Genomic DNA, 25043 nt, shown 5'->3' on the forward strand with positions numbered 1-25043 from the left:
AAATAGTTACCCTATTTATATAAAGATGTATAACAATTAAAACAAATATTATGAAGACTTTAAAAACAATTTTTGGAACACTTTTTATGACTACTCTTTTATTTACAAGTTGTGATCCTCAAGACAATGATAATGATAGTAACTATCAAATAACACCAGCAACTGCTCAAGAATTTAAAAACTTAAAAGAAAACGCTTTAGCAAATCATACACAAAACTTTAATTTTAATGCAGAGGATGGTAATGTTACTTTTAATTCTGCAAACGGAGTACAAATAAACATTAATGGTAACTGTTTAACATTAAACGGAAATGCTGTTACAGGAAATGTAGAGATTGAATATGTAGAGCTTTTTGACAAAGGAAGCATGCTTACAACAAACAAGCCTACAATGGGAGAATTACCTAATGGTGATAAAGCACTATTAATTTCTGGTGGTGAATTTTTTGTAGAAGCTACACAAAACGGAACACCTTTAGACACAAACTGTGGATTACAATTAATAATTCCTGCAAATTTAACTGGTAGTCCAGATCCTGCAATGACACTTTGGGAAGGAGACATTGACGCAGAGGACAATTTAACTTGGGATGAAGTTGATCCAGCTACAGGTCAAGGTGGTGGAGTATTTACAGAAGGAGATAATTATTATGGATTATTAGAAGGGTTTGGATGGTCAAACGTGGATCGTTTTTATAGCGACCCAAGACCAAAAACACAAATCCAAGTACAACCTCCTGTTGGTTACCATAATTTAAATAGTTCAGTTTACTTATCATATGATGGAGAAGATACAGGCTTAGCAGCTTTAGATACTTATGATGGAAACTTAAATATATTTAGCGAACATTATGGGCAAATCCCAATTGGATTAGAGTGTCACGTTATTTTTGTAACAGAAGACAATGGTGTTTGGAGATATGCAATAAAACCAGTAACAATTGTAGCAAACGGAACTATAGTATTTACTTTAGGTGAAACTACAACAGGTACAGAAGCATCATTAACAACTTTAATAAATGGTTTACCATAATTACAACCTACTTAATTTAAAAGTCAGAAATTAATTTTTCTGACTTTTTTATTTTTAAGTAATTCCTTTAAAGTTGCCATTAATCCAATCAAACAAACCATTAATCAATTACAAAGTATGACTTACAATTATTATCACTAAATTTATTCCGCTATTAAATCAATAACTGATGAAAACATTCCTTGCTTCCCTTTTTAGTTTAAGTACAATTTTATGTCTTGCACAACAGCAGCCAGCAAATGACACGATAAGTCGTATAGCTACAATAGAACATAAAATAGTAGATAAACAAGTACAATTTACGCCAAATGCTCCAGAATTAAATCAAATTGCTGGTGCACCAAAAGCGTTTTATACTAATTATTGGGAGTTTGGAGATGGTACTTATAGTAAAGAAAATAATCCAACAAAAACTTATAAAAAAGCTGGCGAATACGAAGTAAAATTGTGGGCTACCAATAATTATGATACAGGCAAACCACCAACGTCTCGTCCTAAAAAAATACGTATTGACAATGTAGAAGAAGACTACCAAGAACAAGCATCCATGGATAATGCTATAGACTTGCAACGTAACAGAGAGCCTATTCCAGATGAAGAAATTGTTGTTATTTTAAAATATAAAAACAACAAAGATTACGCTACAAACGGAAAACTGTTTTTGTTTTACAACGAAACCATTTATAATGACGCTAATTTTGAAATTACAGATACTAGAACACATCATGGCGAAACTGAATTTAATGATAGTGACTTAGTCTACACAAGTAAAGTTGATAATGAGACTTATTATGCTTCCGCAGAAAAAAACAGCTTACATTTTCAATCAAAACCTCAGGACTCTACAGAAAAGCAAAATTTACCTTTAACCTTAGAAGATGCTAAAGCAAACTATAAAAACTCAAGTAAATTAAGTTTTAGCAACATACAACCTAATGAGGAACGCAATGTATTTTATACTTTAAAAACCACACCAGAGATGCTTAAAGATACTAGTGCAATTATTAGTGTTAGAAGTATCTATGTACCAGATGATAGTTATGACAACCATAATGTAAAAGACATGGAAATGGAAATTGTAACCTCACATGATCCAAACAAAATGTCATCAAACTCTACCTTTTTAAACTACAGATTGGTACGTTTTAAAAAGCCAAAATTTAAAATTAGATTTCAGAATAATGGAGAAGGTTCAGCAAATACAATCCGTTTAGAAACAGATATTCCAGATATGTTTGATAAAACTTCTATTGAAGTATTAGACATGTATCCAAAAGTAAAAATTTGCCCAAAATATGATGTGCAATACAGTTGTTTAGACACCACTTATACAGATAAACAAGCCATTTTTACTTTTAAAAATATTTACCTTCCTGGAAGCGAGCAAAAAAATGTAAAAGAATACGATTCCACTAAAGGTTTTGTACAATACAAAATCAAATTCGGGAAAGACTTTCATAAAACAAAAACAAAATCGCGTACAGCAATTATCTTTGATAAAAACGATCCTATTATCACTAATTATTCAACTACCAGATTTTTACCAGGTATTTCTATTGGTGCAAAAGCTGGTTATAATCTGTTTAACGATTTGGACAACTCTAAAAGTTATTTTGTTGGTGCAACAATTTCGCCTTACAAATCCTATAAATGGTATTGGCAAGTGGAGTTTTTAAACAGCTTGCATAGTTATGATGGTCAATCTAGTTTTACCAATACATTTTTAGACAATACACCAGCTGGATTCCCTTATTGGGAACGCACCACAACAACATCAACGTTTAAAAACATTGATTGGGAAATCCCTGTTTTAGCCAGATATAATGTCAATAACTATATTGGTTTAGGTGCTGGTTTACAAGGTATGATATCTGTTAGCGAAAAAAATGAAACCACTATAACCAGAGCCTTTTTTGAGGATGAAGCTGGCACATTTGCAGTTCCAGACACAGAAGCAACAACAACGTCCTCTTCAGAAAAAACATCGTTCACCAATTTTAGAACAGGTTTTTTAGTAGAAGCTACTGCTGGTTTTGCCAGAATTGGACCTAGTCTTGGTGCACGTTATATCTTTAATTTTAAAGAAAACTACAATTATATGCAATTGTACGCCATCTGGAAATTCTAAACCCTAAAGGGTTAATTGGCAACTTACTCTAATAGAATGATGTTACTTACAAAAAATGTCTTTTTAAAATGAAACATAGCATTCTTATAATCTTATTATTGGTCTTCGTAAATTGCTTTTCGCAAGATTTAGAAGAAGCTATTTATGTGACTACCGAAACTTTTACTACAAACCCTAATCCTTCGACTTTTAAAACTTTAGTCGAAAAAGAAGCAAGTTTTAAAGCTAACCTAAAATCTGAAGACCAGTATTTTGCTTACTTAGATCTATTAGTCAAAAAAGGTTATTATTTATTTAAAAATAATAAACAGACTCAAGCAATTACTACTTATGAAAACGCTTGGACTATTTACAAAACAAAAATTGAAGGTGTTTTTAAATATGATATTACAGAACATTGCCTAAAAAACCTCAGCACACTTTATAACAAAATTGGCGATTACACTAATGCTGAAAACACCATAAAACAATACATCTTTTTAGCCGAAAAAGAAAACAACAACAAACACAGAATTAGTGGTGCCATTAATTTAGCACAACTATATTATACTATTGGAAAACATCAATCTGCTAATACAATTATTGAAAATGGATTAAAAATAAAAGGGATAAGTAATACTCAAAAACAAAAGCTAATTCAAATAAATTTGAATATACAAATTGATTTAAAACAAATTTCAAGTACTAAAGATATTCCAACCAGAAAACAGATAGAAGCCTACAAGGCAAATACCTTAGAAGCTAATTATAATGTAGCTGTTAAAAACAATAATTTTGAAGAAGCTTTATTAAATTTAAAAAAACTAATCACCAAAACCAATTCAGAAAAAAAAATAGACATAAGAAAACTAGCAAAACTTCATGTTAAAAATGCAGAAGCACATTATAAACTAGCACATTTTGAGGCAAGTTTATTGGATTTAAAAGCAGCAATTAATTTTCTAATTCCAAACTATAAAAGCAAGAGCATACCAAATAAAGAAGACCTTTATGCAGACAATACATTTATCGATATTTTTGATTTATTAGCACTACTTCAACCTAACACAAATAATGCTTTAGCGTGTTATGATCGTAGTTTTTATGTGTCGGATTTATTACAAAACAGCATTACGTCTCAAGAGGCAAAACTTATTCATTTAAATGCTAATAGAAAACGAAGTGAAGCTTGTATTAATTTACTTTTTGAAGACTTTAAAGCAACAAAAGATTCGCTTTTAATAAAACAAGCATTTACATACGCTGAAAAAAATAAAGCTTCAATTTTAAAAGAAACCATTAATAAAAAATCGTTATTAGAACGTTTTCCAAAGGATAGTTTATTAATAAAAGAAGATGCTTTATCTCAAAAACAAGAACGCTTAACAAACAATTTAATTAAAGCGCAATATAAAAAGGACTCAAAACAAATAGACTTATTAAGTAAACAATTAACCTCAACAAGTATTAATTTAAAACAGTTAAAAAAAGAGATTGAAGCTAAATATCCTAATGACATAAACCAAACGGTTTCTGTAACATCAATTCAAGACAAATTATTAAAAGACAATGCTATTTTAGTGGAATATTTTTATGGCGAAAATGCGGTTTATCTGTTTTTGATTTCTGCAACAACCGTAGACTGTATTAGAATTGAAAAGGACGAAAAACTAGAAGTTACTATTGCAAATTATATTGACTATTTTAATAATTCGTCAGTTATAAATAATAACATTCCAAAGTTTACAAATGATGCTTTTGAGTTGTATAACTTAATTGGTTTTAGCAATACTTCAACATATAAAAACGTTGTCGTAATTCCAGATGGATTTTTAAGTTTTATACCTTTTGAAAGTTTGCTTTCAGAAAAAACAACTACAAAAAGCTATTCTAAAATGCCTTTTGTTGCAAAAAATCAAATGCTATCTTATAACACTAGTGCATTATTTTACTTAAACAATTCGCCATTTAAATATAGTAACTCTGTATTAGGTGTATTTCCGGTATTTAATAATACTAACTCCAAATTAACGTACTCTGTAAACGAAGCAGAGAGTATAGAAAAAGAAACAGATGCTAAGTTTTTAATGCATCAGTCTGCAACCAAAAAAGATGCTTTAACACAAGCTAACCAATTTGGTGTTTTACACTTATCCACACATGCTAATAGCGGAACATTTACTATTCCTGCAAATATTGATTTTATTGATGAAAAGCTTTATTTAAACGAATTATATAGCTTAAACCTTAATAATAACTTAGTGGTTTTAAGTGCTTGCGAAACTGGAATTGGAAAACTCCAAAAAGGTGAAGGTAGCATGAACTTGGCAAGAGGGTTTCAATATGCTGGAGTGGAAAATTTATTGTTTTCGCTTTGGAAAATTAATGATTTATCGACCTCTCAATTAATGTCTTCATTTTATAAAAACTATAGTAAAACGCAGTCTGCTTTTATAGCAAATCATTTATCAAAAATTGATTATTTAAAAGACAAAAACATTTCTAATATTAAAAAATCACCATATTATTGGAGCGCTTTTATCTATTATGGAGATTTAACTGCTTCAAAACCCAAAAGCAATTCAAAATATATCATTTTTACTTTTATTGGTTTAGGGATTGCTTTACTTTTATGGTTAGTAATACGCAAACTCAAAAATGGACAATACACTTAAAGACTTTTTATTTGCAAAAGATTATATACGTGTTAAATTAAAATTAACCAAGACAAATCATTTTGAAATTAAAGCAACAATAAATAATGTAAAAGGTTTATTTATCTTAGACACTGGAGCATCAAACAGTTGTGTTGGTTTTGAGGCTACAGAGAAATTTGCTTTAAAAAAAGTTAAAGATTCAAAAATATTAGCAGCTGGAGCTGGAGCAACAGACATGAAAACTCAAGTATCCAAAAACAATGTATTAAAAATTGGTAGACTTAAAATAGAAAAATCTGCTTTAGTATTATTTGATTTAAGCCATGTAAATCTAGCATTACTTAATCATAATGCGCAACCAGTAGATGGTATTATTGGTGCTGATGTACTTAAAAAGGTTAAAGGTATTATTGATTACGAAAAAAAATATTTGTATCTAAAAAAATTAGTCTAACATTTTATTTTTTTATAATTTTAATTACTATTAATTATCCCAAAAAAACAACTAATTTATGAGCGTATCTATTGTCATCGCAGATGATCATCCATTGATGTTAAGAGGGCTTTCTGACTTTATAAGCTCTAAGGGATTTAATATTATTGGAAGTGCAGAAGATGGTCAAGCTGCTTACAATTTAATTGTAAAGCTTAAACCTGACTTAGCTTTATTAGACATTAGAATGCCAAAAATGACAGGTTTGGATGTAGCTAAAGCCTGTTTTAAAAATGAATTAGACACAAAAATTATCTTAATTACTTTTGATAACGAAGAGCATTTATTTGATCAAGCAAGAGCCTATAATGTTTATGGTTATATTTTAAAAGAATTTGCTGTAGAAGAAATTGAAACATGTATTGCACATGTTATTGAAGGAGAACCTTATTTTAGTGAAGAAATTGCGTCCTATCTTAATGCTAAGGTAACTTACACAAGCTCTAACCTTTTAGAGATGCTAACGCCTACAGAAATAAAAGTGGTTAAATTATTATCAGAAAAATTAGCCAACGCAGAAATAGCAAAACAATTACAAAGCTCTCCAAGAACAATAGAAAAACATAGAAGTAATATTGTTAAAAAACTGGATTTAAAAAAATCTCATAACGAGTTAATGTTATGGGCAAACATGAATAAAGAGGTTTTAAAAAATACGTAGTTCTACGTATTTTATATGTCATTTATACATTATATCTTTACCATGCTATTAATCAGTTTTTTGGAAGAATTGAGAAAGCTCTAAATCATTAATTTGTTTTGGAGCTTTTTTTTGTTTTTAAGCCAAATAAAAATACGTAGTTCTACGTATTTCATATGTCGTTTATACGTCATACCTTTACCATGCTATTAATTCAATTTTTGGGAGAATTGATAAAGCTCTAAAACATTAGTTTGTTTTGGAGCTTTTTTTTTGCTTTTAGGCCAAATAAAAATACGTAGTTCTACGTATTTCATATGTCGTTTATACATTATACCTTTACCATGCTATTAATTAGTTCTTAGGGAGAATTATTTAAGGAGACTCTGCACTGTAATGGTGCAGAGTTTTTAATTAAAACATTACTATGGATTTAGAAAAAAGAACACGTGAGCAAAATAAAATTATTATTGCTTGTATTGTTATTATTACATTAATTATAATTTCATTTAATCTTTTTATTTACTTTGATAAGTAATACCATTTACTAATTGAAATTATTTTATATAAAAAAAAGGGAGCAACATAGTTGCTCCCTTTTTATTGACATATAACTTGTTTAAAGCTCTAAGGCTTTTTTAACATCATTATTCATTAATATTTCTATAGGGTTTTCTAAAGCCTCTTTAACAGCAACTAAAAACCCAACACTTTCTTTACCATCAATAATTCTATGATCGTATGATAATGCAACATACATCATTGGATGGATTACAACCTGACCATCTAATGCAATTGGTCTTTGTATAATATTATGCATTCCTAAAATACCACTTTGAGGTGGATTAATAATTGGAGTTGATAACATACTACCAAATACACCACCATTAGTAATTGTAAAAGTACCTCCTGTCATTTCGTCTACAGTAATTTGTCCATCTCTTGCTCTAAGCGCTAAACGTTTTACTTCAGACTCTATGCCTCTAAATGTTAAGTTTTCTGCATTTCTTATTACAGGAACCATTAAACCTTTAGGTCCAGAAACTGCAATACTAATATCTACAAAATCAAAACTTTTCATTTCTTTTCCATCAATCATAGAATTAACAGCTGGATACATTTGTAATGCACGTACAACTGCTAAAGAAAAGAAAGACATAAAACCTAAGCTAACACCATGCTTTGCTTTAAACGTTTCTTTATATTGTTTTCTAAGCTCAAAAATTGGTGCCATATCTACTTCATTAAAAGTAGTTAGCATTGCTGTCGTGTTTTTTGCTTCTACTAAACGTTCTGCTACTTTACGACGTAACATAGACATTTTAGAATTTGATGACCCACGGTTTCCACCAGTTGGAGTACCCATAGAAGGTACTGCTTTAACAGCATCTTCTTTAGTTACACGACCATCTTTTCCAGTTCCAGAAACTGAAGAAGCATCCATGTTTTTTTCTGCTAATATCTTTTTTGCAGCAGGACTTGCAGTACCTGTTGCGTATGTTTTAGCTTCTGCAACTGGTGCTTTAGTTGCTTCTTGTTTTGGTGCTTCAACTTCTTTTTTATCTTCTTTAGTTGGTGCATCTCCTTCAGGTGCTTTTGCACTAGTATCTATCAAACAAACGACTTGTCCAACTGCTACAGCATCTCCATCTTCTGCTTTAAGCGTAATTATTCCGCTAGCTTCTGCTGGTAATTCTAAAGTTGCTTTATCACTATCTACCTCAGCAATAGCTTGATCTTTTTCTACATAATCACCATCTTGAACTAACCATTCTGCTATTTCAACTTCTGTGATAGATTCGCCTGGAGAAGGCACTTTCATTTCTAAAATCATCGTAATGTAATTTTATATTTGTTGTGTTATTTTTTTTTTGATATTGGATTCATCTGAAAACTTTCCAATTTATTACCATCACTTAGCATAAAAAAGGCGTTATAAACTCCGTTTTCAAAAGTTACTGTATAATTGTGTGCTGTTCTAACTGTGTCCTTGTAAGCTATAGATTTAATTTTACCTAAAGCTTCCATATTAATTTGTTCTTTAAAATATGTTTTAGTTTTTTCTAAAGTTAAAACCTGCTTAAAATTATTGTCAAACATATTGAATATTCCATCAATGTCTCCATTGTTATAATTACTTTCAAAAGTAGATGCTACTTTGCTATAATTTTCTTTTTCTTGGGCAACCCCAAAAGAAATGCTTAAAAATGCTAGTACTAAAAATATTTTTTTCATCTTTTTAAGTATTAAGCTTTACGCTGATTATTTTTTGTTTTATCAAACACAAAATCTATAACTCCTTTATGACGCTTTTTAGAGCGTACAGAACTACCTGCTGCTGGTGCACCATAAGGTCTTCTTGATGCTAATCTAAATGTTTTAGCTTCATCAAGATGCATTAGCATATGGCTATATGCACCCATGTTTCTTGGTTCTTCTTGTGCCCAAACAACATCTTCTACGTGTTTGTATTTATTTAAAACTGCTTTAATTTTTGCTGTTGGCAAAGGGAATAATTGCTCAATCCTTATCAATGCAACATCTTTTCTTTTTAAGTTTTCTCTTTCATCATCTAAATCGTAATAAAACTTACCTGTTAAAAACACTAGTGTTTTTACTTTATTTACATTAACAGAAGTATCTTCTATTAAAGTTTGGAAGCTTCCATTAGCTAGATCTTCTACTGTACTTACACATTTAGGATGACGTAATAAACTTTTTGGTGTAAATACTATTAAAGGTTTACGATAATTAGATTTCATTTGACGTCTTAACAAATGAAATAAATTTGCTGGTGTTGTACAATCTGCAACAAACATATTATCCTTTGCACATAATTGTAAATAACGTTCCATACGTGCAGAAGAGTGCTCTGCTCCTTGTGCTTCATAACCATGAGGCAATAACATTACCAACCCGTTTTGGGTTTTCCATTTATCTTCTCCTGCTGAAATATATTGATCTAACATAATTTGAGCTCCATTACTAAAGTCTCCAAATTGTGCTTCCCAAATAGTTAATGTTTTAGGGCTTGCCATAGCGTATCCATAATCAAAACCTACAACTCCATATTCTGAAAGTAATGAATTGTAAATATAAAATTGACCTTGCTTATCGCTAATTTGGTTATGTAAAACAATTTCTTCTTCGCTATCCTCTACTTTAACTACTGCGTGTCTATGAGAAAATGTACCACGTTCAACATCTTGACCAGAAATACGTACATTATAACCTTCTTCCAATAATGTTCCGTATGCAAGGTGCTCTGCCATAGCCCAATCTAATCTGTTTTCGTCAAACATTTTTTGACGTTCATTAATTAGTCGTTCTATTTTTCTGATAAATTTTTTGTCTTTTGGAAGGTTTGACAATACCTTAGCTATTTGTGCTAATGTCTTACTAGATGTTGTTGTATTAACAGCTTCCATCATTTTGGATTCGTCTACTTGTGTATACGCTTTCCACTCCTCTTCCATAAAAGCAGTAATGACTGTTTTATCTTCTTTTCTAGAGTCCTCTAGTTTTACTTCTAAACTAGATTTATAATCTTTTTCTAATTGCTTAACATATGCTTTATCTATAATACCTTGTGCAATTAATTTTTCTGCATAAATATCTCTAGGATTTGCATGTTTTGCAATTGCTTTATATAATTTTGGCTGTGTAAATCTTGGCTCATCACCTTCATTATGACCATATTTTCTGTATCCTAAAAGATCAATAAATACGTCACGCTTAAATTTCATTCTAAAATCTAAAGCAAATAACATAGCATGTACGACAGCTTCTGTATCGTCTGCATTTACATGAAGTACTGGAGACAAGGTTACTTTTCCTATATCTGTACAATAGGTACTAGATCTAGCATCTAAATAATTTGTTGTAAAACCTACTTGGTTATTTACAACAACATGTATGGTTCCATTAGTTTTATAACCATCTAACTGAGCCATTTGTACTACCTCATATATCAATCCTTGACCAGCAATTGCTGCATCACCATGTACAACTATTGGTAATACTTTACTAAAATCTTCACTATAATAATTATCTTGTTTTGCTCTAACTATTCCTTCTACAACTGCTCCAACAGTTTCTAAATGCGAGGGGTTAGGCGCAATACTTAAATTTATTTCTTTTCCTGTATCTGTTTTACGGTTACTAGTCCATCCTAAATGGTATTTTACATCTCCATCAAAGACTTCTTGCTCATAATCTTTTCCATCAAACTCGCTAAAGATATCTTTTGCGGACTTACCAAAAATATTAGTCAACGTACTTAAGCGTCCTCTATGAGCCATACCCATAACAAACTCCTTAACGCCTAGTTCTGCTGCCTTTTCAATCATGGCATCTAAACCTGGAATTAAAGATTCTCCACCTTCAAGAGAAAAACGTTTTTGTCCAACATATTTTGTGTGTAAAAAACTTTCAAAAGATACTGCTTCGTTTAGCTTTTTAAGGATGTGCTTTTTTCTGTCTACTGAAAAATTAGGTTGATTATCATTGATGTTTAACTTGTTTTGAATCCACTGAATTTCTTCAGGTTTTCTAATGTACATGTATTCTGTACCAATTGCATCACAATAGATACTCTCTAAATGCTTTATAATTTCTCGTAAAGTTTGTGCTCCAATACTTAAAATTTCACCAGCATTAAAAGTTTTATCTAAATCTGCTTGAACTAATCCAAAGTTTTCAATATCCAGAGTTGGCTCGTACTTACGACGCTCTCTTACTGGGTTTGTTTTTGTAAACAAATGACCTCTAGTTCTGTAACCATCTATAAGTTTTACTACCTGAAACTCTTTTTGTAAGTGTTCTGGGATTTGAGTAGAAACACCTTCTACCAAGTCACCATCCACTCCAAAACTATCGCTACCAAAGTCGTAACCTTGAAAAAAGGCTCTCCAACTAGGTTCTACAGAATCTGGATTTGTTTGATATTGTTCGTATAAATCAGCAAAGTATGCTGTATGTGCTGCGTTTAAAAAGGAGTATTTATCCATTATTTTCTCTAAGACGTGTTCGCTTCAACAAAATTTTATCAAAAATACAACATTTACTAAATATATAGATGCTTTTCTTATATTTATAACATTCTAAAACATCTAAATTCATTATTATGAAAATAAACTCGATTAATAACTTAAAAATTATCATTTCTACAATAGTTATAAGTTTTTTTATAACATCTTCAATTGCTCAAGATAATCCACCAAAAGAGAAAAGTGAATTTTGGAAAAATGTTCGTTTTGGAGGAGGCTTAGGTTTAAGTACAGGTACAAATTTTTTTAGTGCTACTCTAGCACCAAGTGCTATTTACCAATTTGACAAAACATTTTCTTTGGGTGTTGGTTTAAATGGTACTTATAACAAAAGTAAAAACCTTTTTAGCTCTACTATTTTGGGAGGTAGTATAATAGGTTTATATAACCCTATTCAAGAAATACAATTGTCTGGAGAGTTTGAACAACTTAACGTCAACCAAAAATTTGAAGGCTCTAGTATAGCTGACAGAAATTATTGGGTACCTGCTTTATTTGTTGGTGGAGGTTATAGGACCAATAATGTTACTGTTGGTATAAGATATGACTTACTTTATGATGACACAAAAAGCGTATATGCAAATGCTTGGGTGCCTTTTGTTAGGGTGTATTTTTAAGACTTAAATACAAAATTAATTCTGATTTTGAGATGATTTAAATCAGCTTTTTAAGAGTTTTAAAGGTTTATTTTTGATAAAATTTAAACCTTTAAAATTATGTCAAAATTTAATTCACTTATATTAGTTTTAGTTTTTATTCTAATAAGTTGTGGTGGTCAAGAAAAAAAACAAGAAGAAGGATTTTCTTATAAAAGAACAGCAACACCTACTACAGAATCTAAAACTGAAACAAAACTTGCTTCTAATATTATTAATTTAACAGACAAAGGTGTTGGACCAATTAAGTCGTTAACATTATCTGACAAAATTGATAGTAAAATGGTAGCTCATGGTAAGGAAGTTTACGATAAAATGTGCGTTGCATGTCATAGATCTGATAAAAAATTTATAGGTTCAGCTCCAAAAAACATTTTAAAAAGACGTACTCCAGAATGGGTTATGAATATGATTTTAAACCCAGAAGAAATGCTTAAAGTTAATCCTTTAGCTAAAGACTTATTAAAAGAGTTTGATGGAACACCTATGATAAATCAAGGATTGACTGAAGATGATGCTAGAGCTGTATTAGAATATTTTAGAACATTATAAATTATGGTTTTAGGCATCAAGAATATTTATGTCTAAACCATACTTTTTGCCACTCTCTTTTTAAAATTAAAAAGGCTACTTTCTCAGACATTTCTAAAGTATCAGTACCATCTAATGCTTTTATTTGATGCTCTGGAACATCAATTATATATAGCAAATTTAAGTAATCTGTAAATTTTTCTTGTACTAATTTATACACGGTTTCATGTAATATTAGCTTTAGACTTGAAGGCAGAATATCATCATCAAAATCTAAATCTATATTAGCGTACAGAAAATCTTTATTTAACTGGAGTACTAGTTTTTTATATAACTCTAAACTGTTTGCTTCAGCTATTAAATCCTCAAAAGTGGTTGGTAAATTCATTTATATAAATTACACATTACGTGTCATTAATCCAGTTCCAAATTGTCTAAGCAATTCCTTTTTATCATCAGAAATACTTAAGCCTTCTAAAACCTTAAAGGCTTGTTCTGTATAATCTTTAATAGCATCTTGGGTTGCTTTTGCAGATCCAGAATCAACAAAAAATTGTTTTACTGTTTCAATTTTATCAGAATTATCATCTAAATTTACAGTAAATAATTGCTCTAATTGTCGCTTATTTTTTTCACTTAAAAAATCTAATGCTTTTAAATACAAGTAGGTTTTTTTGTTTTCAATAATATCTCCTCCTACTTGCTTCCCAAAAGTTTCAGGATCTCCAAAAGCGTCTAAATAATCATCTTGTAATTGAAAAGCAATACCTAAAAGACGACCAAATTGATAGATACTATCTTGATTGTCCACAGAAGTTTCTGCAACGATTGCTCCCATTTTCATTGCAGCACCAACTAAAACAGCGGTTTTGTATTCAATCATTTTTAAATACTCAGGTATGGTTACATCGTCTCTGGTTTCAAAGTCTACATCATATTGCTGACCTTCGCAAACTTCTAAAGCGGTTTTACTAAATAGCTTCGCTAATGCCTGAAACGTTTTTGGATTATAATTTTCAAAAAGTTGGTAGGCTAAAATCAGCATTGCATCTCCAGACAAAATCCCTGTATTTATATCCCACTTTTCATGTACAGTTTGTTGACCTCTTCTTAAAGGTGCATCATCCATTATGTCGTCATGTAACAATGAGAAATTATGAAACACCTCTATACTTAAAGCAGCATCTAAAGCCTTTTTATAATCCGATCCAAAAATATCTGCAGTCATTAAAGTTAAAACAGGACGCAAACGCTTACCTCCTAACTCTAAAATGTAATGGATAGGTTTATATAAATTCTTAGGTTCTTTTGGAGTATTATAAGCTTCTAAATAATCTAAAAAAGCTGTTTGATATATTGAAATATTTTGCATGGTGTAAAAATAAAGTAAATACTTATAACAATCTACTAAGTTTAAAATCTCAATGTTAAAAAAACTTTAAAACTTTGGAAACTTTTATTGTTTTTAAAGTTTCCTTAACTATATTTGCTCCAATTATGAGAGAAAAAATTATAAACAAATCTGCAGAATTGTTTTTAACACTTGGATTTAAAAGTGTAACAATGGACGATATAGCTAATGAACTAGGTATATCCAAAAAAACAATTTATCAACATTTTGATAATAAAACCAAATTGGTAGAAGCTACAACATCGCATATGTTTGAAAACATTTGTGATGGCATAGATTGTATTTGCAATGCATCGCAAAACCCAATCGAAGAATTATATGACATTAAAATGTTTGTGATGAAGTTTCTTAAAAACGAAAAAACATCACCTCAATTTCAATTAAAAAAATACTACCCTCAAATATTCAATCAACTTCAAATCAAACAGTTTGAAAAAATGCATGCTTCAGTTAAAGAAAGTATCCAAAAGGGTGTTGATACAAATTTATTTAGAAAAAATATAGACGTGGATTTTATTTCTAGAATGTACTTTAATGGTATGACAGGAATTAAAGACGAAAATATTTTTCCTACTAACATATTTACAATGGACTATTTAATGGAAAGCTATTTAGAATACCATTTACGTGCCATTTGTAGTGATAAAGGGATGCAAATACTTAATCAATTTATAAACACCAATCAATCTTAAATAATGAGAAAAATACTAATATTATTTAGCTTAATTATTAGCTCTTATACTTATGCTCAAGAAGATAAAACTGAGTTTTCCTTACAAGAGGCTATTGATTATGCATTAGAAAACAATAGAACAGCAAAAAATGCAGCATTAGATATTGATGCAGCAATTAAACAAAAATGGGAAACTACTGCAACTGGATTACCTCAACTTAGTGCTGCAGTAGATTATCAAAATGCTTTAAAACGAAATGTTTTTGTAATTGGTGATCAAATAATACCAATAGGCACAAAACATACATTAACAGGAACTGCCACTTTAAGTCAATTACTTTTTGATGGGTCTTACCTTGTTGGTTTACAATCTGCAAAAGTATTTTTAGAAATTTCTAAAAACGCAAAAACCAAAACAGATTTAGAGGTTAGAAAAGCAGTTATAAACGCTTATGGAAATGTGCTTTTAGCAGAAGAAAGTATTTCTATTTTAGAAAAAAATATTACAGTATTAGAAAAAAACTTGAATGACATTACCAAAATTTTTGAAAATGGTTTAGAAGAAGAAGAAAGTGTTGAGCAGTTAAAAATCACCCTTTCAAGTGTAAAAAGTAGTTTAAACAACACCAATAGGTTAAAAAGTTTAGCGTATCAAATGCTAAATGTAACTATCGGAAAGCCAATTAACAGCTCTACTGTTTTAACAGAAAATCTTGATGCTTTAGCACTTCAAAACATAGAGCTAAGTCTATTAGATTCTGAAAACAAAGTAGAAAACACAATAGATTATAAAATTGCAGAAAACGATAAAGTATCCAAAGAATTACTAGTAAAACTTGAAAAAAGTAAAGCTTTACCAAGTTTAAGTGCTTTTATAAATGGTGCATATGCAGGAAACAGAGAGTCTTTTAATTTTACAAATACTGGAGAGAAATGGTATGGATCTTCAATTTTTGGAATGAGCTTAAACGTACCCATTTTTAGTTCTGGTATGCGTAACGCTTCAACACAACGTGCACAAATTAATTTAGAAAAAGCAGAAATTAATCTTACGGAAACAGAGCAGATGCTTAATCTACAAATTGAATCCGCAAAAAGCAATTACCAATTTGCAATAGAAGATTACCAAAATAAAAAAGAAAACTTAGCTCTTGCAGAACGTATCGAACAAAAAAATCAAACCAAGTTTTTTGAAGGTATATCTACAAGTTTTGACTTAAGACAAGCACAAACACAACTATATACTGCACAACAAGAGTTGCTTCAAACAATGCTGGATGTAATAAACAACAAGGCAGAACTTGAAACAGTTTTAAATAAAATTTAATAAAATCAACCAAGAAACATTATACATATGAAATCTATATTCACCTTATTAATCGCTACACTTCTTTTAGTCTCATGTGGTGACAAAAAAATATCTGTAGAGGATATTTTAACTTCAAATAACCTAGAACAAATCAGAAAAAAGAAATCTGAACTAGATACAGAACAACAAGCTTTAGCTACTCAATTAAAACAATTAGAAGCTAAAATTAAAGAATTAGATCCGCAAGAACGTATTCCATTAATAACAACACTAAAAATTAAAGAAACAGTCTTTAATCATTATGTAGAGCTACAAGGTAACGTAAACACAAAACAAAACTTAGTAGTCTATCCAGAGTATTCTGGTATATTATCAAATGTATATGTAAAGGAAGGTCAAAAAGTATCTAAAGGTCAACAATTAGCAAAAATTGATGATGGAGGTTTAAGTCAGCAAGTGGCACAATTACAAATACAAGCAGATTTAGCAAAAACAACTTTTGAACGTCAACAAAGACTTTGGAATCAAAAAATTGGTAGTGAAATACAATACCTACAAGCAAAATCCAATTACGAAGCACAACTAAAAGCTGTAAGTCAGCTACAACAACAAGTAGGTAAAACCATTGTTCGCGCACCATTTTCTGGAACCATTGACGATGTTATTACAGAACAAGGTAGTGTTGTTGCACCAGGACAATCACAATTATTTAGAATTGTAAATCTTAAAAACATGTACATAGAAACAGATGTACCAGAACGTTACATATCAAACATTGTAACAGGAAAGACAGTACAAGTAGAGTTTCCAATTCTTGGAAAAAGTATTGATACTAAAATTAGACAAGCCAGCAGCTTTATAAATCCTGCAAACAGAACTTTTAAAATTGAGGTTGCTGTAGACAATAAGAAAAAAGACATCAAACCAAACTTAACTGCAAAGCTTAAAATAAACGACTACACAAATCCAAATGCATTATTAATTCCGCAAAGTGTAATTTCTGAAAACGCAGAAGGAAAACAATATGTATATGTAATAGAAAAAACAGAAACAGCCACTAAAGCTAAACGTGTTTTTATTAAGACAGGAAAAACACAAGGAGATGATATAGAAATTACATCTGGTTTAAAAAATGGAGTAGAGTTAATTGAAGAAGGAGCAAGAAGTGTAAAAGATGGTCAAGATGTAAAAATCATCTCTCTAGACTAATTTATATCATTTAATAGTACTACAATTTCTTCAGCAGAAGAAATAATAAAAAAGACTAAAAACAATGACTAAAAATAAAAAACAACAAAAAGTAAATAAGGAGTTTGCATTTTCTTCATGGGCAATTAACAATAAAACAACCATGTATGTTTTAACATTGTTAATCCTTGTACTTGGTACAGGAGCTTATTTTAGCATGGCAAGAGAAAGCTTTCCAGAAATTAAAGAAACTAAAATATACATTAGCTCTGTTTATCCTGGAAACACAGCAGAAGACATAGAAAAACTTATTACAGACCCAATTGAAGACAAACTTAAAACGGTTAGTAATGTTATAGAAATTACATCAACCTCTCAAGAAGACTACTCAATAGTTGTTGTAGAATTTGACGAAAAAATTACAGTTGATGCTGCAAGACAGAAAATAAAAGATGAAATAGATACAGAAACCTCAAGCGAGGATTGGCCAACTTTTAATGGAGCTAAAGTCGAGCCAAATATCTTTGATTTAAGTATGTCTGAAGAAATTCCAATATTAAATATTAATATCTCTGGAGATTATCCTGTAGATAAACTAAAAAAATATGGAGAATATTTAGAAGATGAAATTGAAGGATTATCAGAAATAAAACAAGTAGATATTCGAGGTGCACAAGAACGAGAAGTTGAAGTAGCTGTAGACATTTATAAAATGATGGCTGCTAAAGTCAGTTTTGATGACATTTCAGGTAGTATAAGCAGAGAAAACGTAACCATGTCTGCTGGTAACTTAATATCAAGTGGACAAAGGCGTACTATTAGAATTATTGGCGAAATTGATAACCCAAAAGCACTAGAAAATTTTGTTGTAAAATCAGAAATGGGTAACTCTATTTATTTAAAAGATGTAGCAACCATAACTTTTAAAGACGAAGACAAAACGACATATGCTAGAGAGTTTGGTCAAGAAGTAGTCATGCTAGACGTTAAAAAACGTTCTGGAGAAAACATGGTAGCTGCAGCAGATCAAATACGTGTTATTGTAGACAATGCAAAAGCAACTGTGTTTCCTCCAGATTTAAAAGTAACAATTGCTAACGATCAATCATCAAAAACTATTGGACAAGTAGATGATTTAGTAAACAATATCATTTTTGGTATTATACTAGTTGTAACAGTTTTAATGTTCTTTTTAGGATTTAAAAATGCATTATTTGTTGGATTTGCAATTCCTATGTCAATGTTTATGTCACTTATGATATTAAACCTTTTAGGATATACTTTAAATACTATGATCCTTTTTGGGTTAATCATGGGACTTGGTATGCTTGTAGATAATGGAATTGTTGTTGTAGAAAACGTATACAGACTAATGACTGATGAAGGTATGAGTCGTATTGAAGCTGCCAAAAAAGGAATTGGAGAAATTGCTTTCCCTATTATAATCTCTACATTAACAACAGTAGCAGCATTTGTTCCGTTAGGTTTATGGCCAGGAGTTATGGGACAATTTATGATTTATTTTCCTATTACATTATCAGTAGTATTAGGGTCATCATTATTTGTAGCAATCTTTTTTAATTCTGTTTTAGTATCACAATTTATGACAACAGAAGACAAAGACATGCCTTTAAATCAAATTGTAAAAATTTCAGCTATAATAGGTAGTATAGGTTTACTAATTTTATTTTTTAGCGAAAACTACAAAGGTTTAGGGACTTTAATGCTTGTAACTGTCGTTTTACTTTGGGTTTACCGTTTATTTTTACGTGGTTGGGCAAATGGGTTTCAAAATAGAATATTACCAGTTTGGGAGCGTATTTATGAAAAAACCTTACGCTTTGCTTTAAGCGGTAAAAAACCAATTATCATTACCATAGCTACAGTAATATTATTATTTGTTGCATTTGGTGGATTTGGAGCTTCTGTTGCAAGCCAACGTACTAAGGTAGAATTCTTTCCAGACACAACTGCAAATCAAATTATTGCATATATAGAATATCCTGAAGGTACTGACATTAAAAAAACTAATGCAATTACCAAAGAGATTGAAGAGCGTATGTTTAAAGTTATTAATGATAACACATACCTTGAAGAGGATGGTTACAATTTTTTAACAGAAAGCGCTGTGTCTCAGGTTGGTGAAGGTGCTGGAAACCCTCAAACAGATGGTGGATCTGCTGCAGAAATGCCACATCGTGGAAAAATTACAGCAACCATGCGCGAATTTAAATTCAGGAAAGGTGAAGACAGTAATGAGTTGCTAAGAAAAATACAAGAAGATCTAAAAGACATTTATCCAGGCGTTTCTATTTCTGTCGAAAAAGATGCTGCAGGACCTCCTGTTGGTTATCCAATAAATGTAGAATTAGAAGGTGAAGATTACTCAGAACTTATTGCTACTGCCGAAAAAATGCGCGATTTTATTAACACTAAAAACATTCAAGGTATTGACGAGTTAAAAATTGACGTTAATAAATCTAAACCAGGAATTCAAGTACAAATAGATCGTAAAAAAGCTGGAGAACTAGGTGTAAACGCTGCTCAAGTTGGGCAACAATTACGTAATTCTATTTTTGGAGCTAAAGCTGGTATATATAAAGAAGACGGAGAAGATTATGACATCTATGTACGTTTTAATGAAGAAAACAGATATAATACAAGTGCACTTTTTAATCAAAAAATTACATTTAGAGACATGGCTTCTGGGCAAATAAAAGAAGTTCCAGTATCTGCAGTCGCTAAACAAAATAATTCTTCTGGTTTTAGTGCCATAAAACATAAAGATGTTAAGCGTGTCGTTACTCTATACTCTGCTTTAGCACCTGGATTTACAGATGCAGCAGCTATTGTTTCTAAAATTCAAAACGAAATGCAAAGCTTTACAGAAAAACCAAATACTGTAAAAATTGATTATACAGGTCAAATAGAAGAGCAAAATAAACAAATGGCTTTTTTAATGGGAGCCTTTTTTACAGGTTTAGGGTTAATCTTTTTTATCTTAATATTTCAATTTAATTCGGTTTCTAAACCAGGAATCATCATGCTAGCTATTTTCTTAAGTTTAATTGGTGTCTTTGGTGGTTTAATAATAACTGGTAAACCTTTTGTTATTATGATGACTATGATGGGTATTATATCGCTTGCTGGAATTGTTGTAAACAATGGTGTTGTACTACTAGATTATACACAATTATTAATAGATAGAAAAAAGGTTGAACAAGATTTAGGTGATGGTGAATATATAGAAAATAACGAGCTTCTTGAAGCCATAATTAAAGGAGGAAAAGCACGTTTACGTCCTGTTTTACTTACAGCAATTACAACTATTTTAGGTTTAATTCCGTTAGCAACAGGTTTTAACATTAACTTCTTTACGTTATTTAGCGAGTTTGATCCAAATATATATGTTGGTGGAGATAATGTTATTTTTTGGGGACCATTAGCATGGACCGTAATTTACGGGTTATTTATTGCAACTTTCTTAACTCTAATTGTGGTACCAATCTTATTTTATTTAATAACTAAATTTAAGATGTGGTTAAAAAGCAAGTTTTCTTCAAACAAAAAAGAAGAACTTTTAGAACTTGAAACCATAAAAGCAGAATAATTTTCAACTTTAGTTGAATAGTAATACATGATTTAAACAAAAAATCCGAAGTCTTTACTTCGGATTTTTTACTTTTGCAGTTCTAATAAATAATTATGTACAGAAGTCACAACTGTGGTCAGTTAAATGCATCACATATAAATACAGAAGTAACCCTTTCAGGATGGGTTCAAAAATCAAGAGATAAAGGATTTATGATGTGGGTAGATCTTCGTGATCGCTACGGAATTACGCAACTTATTTTTGACGAAGAACGCACACCTAAAGCTATGATGGAACAAGCCCAAAAATTGGGTCGCGAGTTTGTCATACAAGTAAAAGGTACTGTAATTGAGCGTGAATCAAAAAATAAAAATATTCCAACTGGAGATATTGAAGTTTTAGTAAAAGAATTAACGGTTTTAAACGAAGCACTTTTACCTCCTTTCACTATTGAAGACAATACAGATGGTGGAGAAGATATTAGAATGAAATATCGTTACCTTGATATTAGACGTAATCCGGTAAAAAACAATTTAATTTTTAGAGCCAAAGTAACACAAGAGGTTAGAAACTTTTTATCAAACGATGGATTTATTGAAGTTGAAACACCTTACTTAATCAAATCTACTCCAGAAGGAGCTAGAGATTTTGTAGTACCTTCTCGTATGAACGAAGGTCAATTTTACGCATTGCCACAATCACCACAAACCTTTAAGCAATTGCTTATGGTTGGTGGAATGGATAAGTATTTTCAGATTGTAAAATGTTTTAGAGACGAAGATTTACGTGCAGACAGACAACCAGAGTTTACACAAATTGACTGCGAAATGGCATTTGTAGAGCAAGAAGATATTTTAAATGTTTTTGAAGGTCTTACACGTCATTTACTTAAAGAAGTTAATGGTGTAGAAGTTGAAAAATTTCCACGCATGTTATATGATGATGCTATGCGTTTATACGGAAACGACAAACCAGACATTAGATTTGGGATGGAGTTTGGAGAGCTTAACGATGTTGCACAACATAAAGAGTTTAATGTTTTTAACAGTGCTGAATTAGTTGTTGGTATTGCTGTTCCTGGCGGAAATACTTATACACGTAAAGAAATAGATAAATTAATTGATTGGGTAAGACGTCCACAAGTTGGTGCTTTAGGTATGGTTTATTGTCGTGTAAACGATGATGGCACATTTAAATCGTCTGTAGATAAGTTTTACAATCAAGACGATTTAGCAAAATGGGCTGAAAAAACTGGTGCAAAACCAGGTGATTTAATCTGCGTATTATCTGGAGACACAAACAAAGTACGTGCTCAACTTAGTGCGTTACGTATGGAATTAGCAACACGTTTAGGTTTACGTGACCCTAAAGTTTTTGCTCCATTGTGGGTTATAGATTTCCCTTTACTAGAACTTGATGAAGAAACTGGTCATTATCACGCCATGCACCATCCATTTACCTCTCCAAAACCAGGTCAAATAGAATTATTAGACACTAATCCAGGAGACGTAAAAGCTAATGCTTATGATTTAGTTTTAAACGGAAACGAAATTGGTGGTGGATCAATACGTATACACGATAAAGCAACACAAGCTATCATGCTAAAACATTTAGGTTTTAGCGATGAAGATGCAAAAGCACAATTTGGATTTTTAATGGATGCTTTTGAGTATGGAGCTCCTCCACATGGTGGATTAGCATTTGGGTTAGATAGATTAGTATCTATTTTAGGAGGACAAGAAACTATTAGAGACTTTATTGCATTCCCTAAAAATAATTCTGGTCGAGACGTCATGATTGATGCTCCTGCACCAATTGATGATGAACAACTTACAGAGTTAAGTTTGAAACTAAACTTAAAATCATAAATTAAAAAATCCTGCAACTCGCAGGATTTTTTGTTACTTTTAGTTTATGCCAAAGCAACCACTATTAAAACGTTTTTTTATTTGGAGAATAAAACATATCTTAGAAAAAAACTTCACTTATATCCTAAGTGGATTAGTTGGTTTACTGGCTGGATTAGCTGCAGTAACATTAAGAAATATTACGTTTACTATTGAAGGTGTTTTAGAAAATTTAGTAGCATTTTCTAAAAATCAAGTCTATTTTATTTTACCTGTTATTGGTTTATTTTTAGTGTATTTATTTGTAAAATATATCACTAAAAAAAATGTAGAACATGCCATCCCTTCAATATTATTTAAACTATCAAAACGTAGTGGATTAATAGAACGTTCTAAAATATACATTCCGTTAATTACTGCACCTTTAACGGTTGGTTTTGGAGGATCTGTAGGATTACTAGGACCAGCAATTGCTTCTGGATCTGCAATTAGTTCTAACTTAGGTAGATTGTTTCATGTTAATCAGCAAACCAGAACTTTATTAATTGGTTGTGCTGCTGCAGGTGCAATTTCATCTATATTTAAATCGCCAATTGCTGCTATAATTTTTGCAGTAGAAGTCTTTAGTTTGGACTTAACTTTTGCTTCATTATTACCTTTATTGATAGCTTCAGTTTCATCTGTATTAACGTCGTATTTCTTTTTAGGTGATGACTTATTATTCAATTTTAACTTTTCTGATAAATTTGAAATTAAAGACACCTTATTTTATGTTGTTTTAGGAATAGGAACAGGTTTTGCGTCCATCTACTTTACTAAAATGTACTTTTATATATTAAAGTTTTTTGAACGTTTTAAATCCAGACGCACAAAATTTATTATTGGTGGATTAGCAATTGGAGTGATGCTTTATTTAATTCCGCCACTTTATGGTGAAGGCTTTGGGTTTATTAACAACCTTTTAGCTGGTGACCATTTAACTGCACTAGGTACCACACCATTTGATGATTTTAACGACAATATTTGGGTCATTATCGGGTTACTGATTGGGATTACCATTTTTAAAGCAATTGCAATGACTACAACTTTTGCTGCTGGAGGAGCTGGTGGTATTTTTATACCAACTATGGTAATGGGAAGTGCTTTGGGTAATGTTGTTGCTAAAATTATTAATAATTTAGGTTTAGGATTTAATGTCTCCGAAACCAATTTTACATTAATAGGTATGGCAGGATTAATTGCTGGTGTTTTACATGCACCTTTAACTGCTATTTTCTTAATTGCTGAAATTACTGGTGGATACGAGTTGTTTATTCCTTTAATGATTGCAGTTTCCATGTCTTTTATTATAAAAAAAAATGCAATAGATTTTACTATTTACACTAAAGAATTAGCCTTAAAAGGAGAGCTATTAACACACGATAAAGACCAAAGCGTATTAACTTTAATGTCTTTAGATAGTGTTATAGAAACTAATTTTGTCAGCCTTAATCCTAACATGACGTTAGGTGAAATGTTACATAAAGGTGTTGCAAAATCCGCAAGAAACTTATTTCCTGTAATAGATGAAAACCTAGTATTGGTTGGAATAATTTTACTAGATGATGTTAGAGACATTATGTTTAATCAATCACTTTACGGCACTACATTTGTTGAAGATTTAATGCATAATGCACCAGATATTATTGATTATAAAAATGATTCCATGAAAAAAGTAATGGCTAAATTCCAAGACTCTAACGCTTGGAATTTACCAGTAATTAAAGATAACAAATACATTGGATTTGTATCAAAATCTAAATTATTAACAGCTTATAGAAGACAATTGATTAATTTTACAAAACACTAATTTTTTTC

The 25043-nt window shown here is 30.7% G+C and carries 18 protein-coding genes; 13 read left to right on the forward strand and 5 right to left on the reverse strand.

What is annotated here, in order from left to right; translation table 11 throughout:
- Positions 1-50 precede the first annotated feature (50 nt).
- From SJY17_RS01885 to SJY17_RS01905, 5 genes are all read left to right on the forward strand, one after another.
- A complete protein-coding gene (locus tag SJY17_RS01885; protein WP_397363758.1) occupies positions 51-1034 on the forward strand; it encodes a hypothetical protein in 984 nt (327 codons plus the stop codon).
- 169 nt (positions 1035-1203) lie between these two features.
- The gene (locus SJY17_RS01890) at positions 1204-3162 is read left to right on the forward strand and encodes a PKD domain-containing protein (RefSeq protein WP_397363759.1); all 1959 of its coding nucleotides are present in this window, start codon (positions 1204-1206) and stop codon (positions 3160-3162) included.
- Between the two features lie 68 nt (positions 3163-3230).
- Complete coding sequence (locus SJY17_RS01895) at positions 3231-5816, forward strand: CHAT domain-containing protein (protein ID WP_397363760.1); 2586 nt, start codon at positions 3231-3233, stop codon at positions 5814-5816.
- The gene (locus SJY17_RS01900; protein WP_397363761.1) at positions 5800-6252 is read left to right on the forward strand and encodes a retropepsin-like aspartic protease; all 453 of its coding nucleotides are present in this window, start codon (positions 5800-5802) and stop codon (positions 6250-6252) included. The genes SJY17_RS01895 and SJY17_RS01900 overlap by 17 nt, the downstream gene beginning before the upstream one ends.
- Before the next feature lie 58 nt (positions 6253-6310).
- Positions 6311-6952: a response regulator gene (locus SJY17_RS01905; RefSeq protein ID WP_397363762.1), complete on the forward strand. Its 642-nt coding sequence runs from the start codon at positions 6311-6313 to the stop codon at positions 6950-6952.
- Positions 6953-7550: 598 nt separating this feature from the next.
- Here SJY17_RS01905 and odhB read toward each other — a convergent pair.
- Genes odhB through SJY17_RS01920 form a run of 3 tightly spaced genes read right to left on the reverse strand, consistent with a single transcriptional unit; the run spans position 7551 to position 11940 of the window.
- Positions 7551-8765, reverse strand: a complete 1215-nt coding sequence (gene odhB, locus SJY17_RS01910; protein ID WP_397363763.1) for a 2-oxoglutarate dehydrogenase complex dihydrolipoyllysine-residue succinyltransferase — start codon at positions 8763-8765, stop codon at positions 7551-7553.
- 26 nt (positions 8766-8791) lie between these two features.
- Positions 8792-9166 (reverse strand): DUF3887 domain-containing protein, encoded by a 375-nt coding sequence (locus tag SJY17_RS01915; RefSeq protein WP_397363764.1) that lies wholly within the window; start codon positions 9164-9166, stop codon positions 8792-8794.
- A gap of 11 nt (positions 9167-9177) precedes the next feature.
- A complete protein-coding gene (locus tag SJY17_RS01920; RefSeq protein WP_397363765.1) occupies positions 9178-11940 on the reverse strand; it encodes a 2-oxoglutarate dehydrogenase E1 component in 2763 nt (920 codons plus the stop codon).
- A gap of 116 nt (positions 11941-12056) precedes the next feature.
- On the opposite strand from SJY17_RS01920, the gene SJY17_RS01925 reads away from it, so the two are divergent.
- Positions 12057-12596, forward strand: coding sequence for an alpha-ketoglutarate decarboxylase (locus tag SJY17_RS01925; RefSeq protein WP_397363766.1), 540 nt, complete (start codon positions 12057-12059; stop codon positions 12594-12596).
- 99 nt (positions 12597-12695) lie between these two features.
- Positions 12696-13187 (forward strand): c-type cytochrome, encoded by a 492-nt coding sequence (locus SJY17_RS01930; RefSeq protein WP_397363767.1) that lies wholly within the window; start codon positions 12696-12698, stop codon positions 13185-13187.
- 16 nt (positions 13188-13203) lie between these two features.
- Here the strand turns inward: SJY17_RS01930 and SJY17_RS01935 are convergent, their stop codons facing one another.
- The gene (locus SJY17_RS01935) at positions 13204-13554 is read right to left on the reverse strand and encodes a hypothetical protein (protein WP_397363768.1); all 351 of its coding nucleotides are present in this window, start codon (positions 13552-13554) and stop codon (positions 13204-13206) included.
- A 9-nt stretch (positions 13555-13563) separates the two neighbouring features.
- The gene (locus SJY17_RS01940; RefSeq protein ID WP_397363769.1) at positions 13564-14538 is read right to left on the reverse strand and encodes a polyprenyl synthetase family protein; all 975 of its coding nucleotides are present in this window, start codon (positions 14536-14538) and stop codon (positions 13564-13566) included.
- Between the two features lie 125 nt (positions 14539-14663).
- Between SJY17_RS01940 and SJY17_RS01945 the strand changes: the two genes are divergently transcribed.
- The 6 genes from SJY17_RS01945 (at position 14664) to SJY17_RS01970 (ending at position 25035) form a co-directional block, all read left to right on the forward strand.
- Positions 14664-15269: a TetR/AcrR family transcriptional regulator gene (locus SJY17_RS01945; RefSeq protein ID WP_397364855.1), complete on the forward strand. Its 606-nt coding sequence runs from the start codon at positions 14664-14666 to the stop codon at positions 15267-15269.
- 3 nt (positions 15270-15272) lie between these two features.
- Complete coding sequence (locus SJY17_RS01950; protein WP_397363770.1) at positions 15273-16577, forward strand: TolC family protein; 1305 nt, start codon at positions 15273-15275, stop codon at positions 16575-16577.
- Positions 16578-16604: 27 nt separating this feature from the next.
- On the forward strand, positions 16605-17768 hold the full coding sequence (locus SJY17_RS01955) for an efflux RND transporter periplasmic adaptor subunit (protein WP_397363771.1): 1164 nt from the start codon (positions 16605-16607) through the stop codon (positions 17766-17768).
- A 64-nt stretch (positions 17769-17832) separates the two neighbouring features.
- Positions 17833-21357 (forward strand): efflux RND transporter permease subunit, encoded by a 3525-nt coding sequence (locus tag SJY17_RS01960; RefSeq protein ID WP_397363772.1) that lies wholly within the window; start codon positions 17833-17835, stop codon positions 21355-21357.
- Between the two features lie 95 nt (positions 21358-21452).
- On the forward strand, positions 21453-23207 hold the full coding sequence (gene aspS / locus SJY17_RS01965) for an aspartate--tRNA ligase (RefSeq protein WP_397363773.1): 1755 nt from the start codon (positions 21453-21455) through the stop codon (positions 23205-23207).
- Positions 23208-23253: 46 nt separating this feature from the next.
- Positions 23254-25035 (forward strand): chloride channel protein, encoded by a 1782-nt coding sequence (locus tag SJY17_RS01970; protein WP_397363774.1) that lies wholly within the window; start codon positions 23254-23256, stop codon positions 25033-25035.
- The last annotated feature ends 8 nt before the right edge of the window (positions 25036-25043 follow it).

It is taken from the genome of Olleya sp. R77988 (genome assembly GCF_044594215.1).
Classification (GTDB): Bacteria; Bacteroidota; Bacteroidia; order Flavobacteriales; family Flavobacteriaceae; genus Olleya.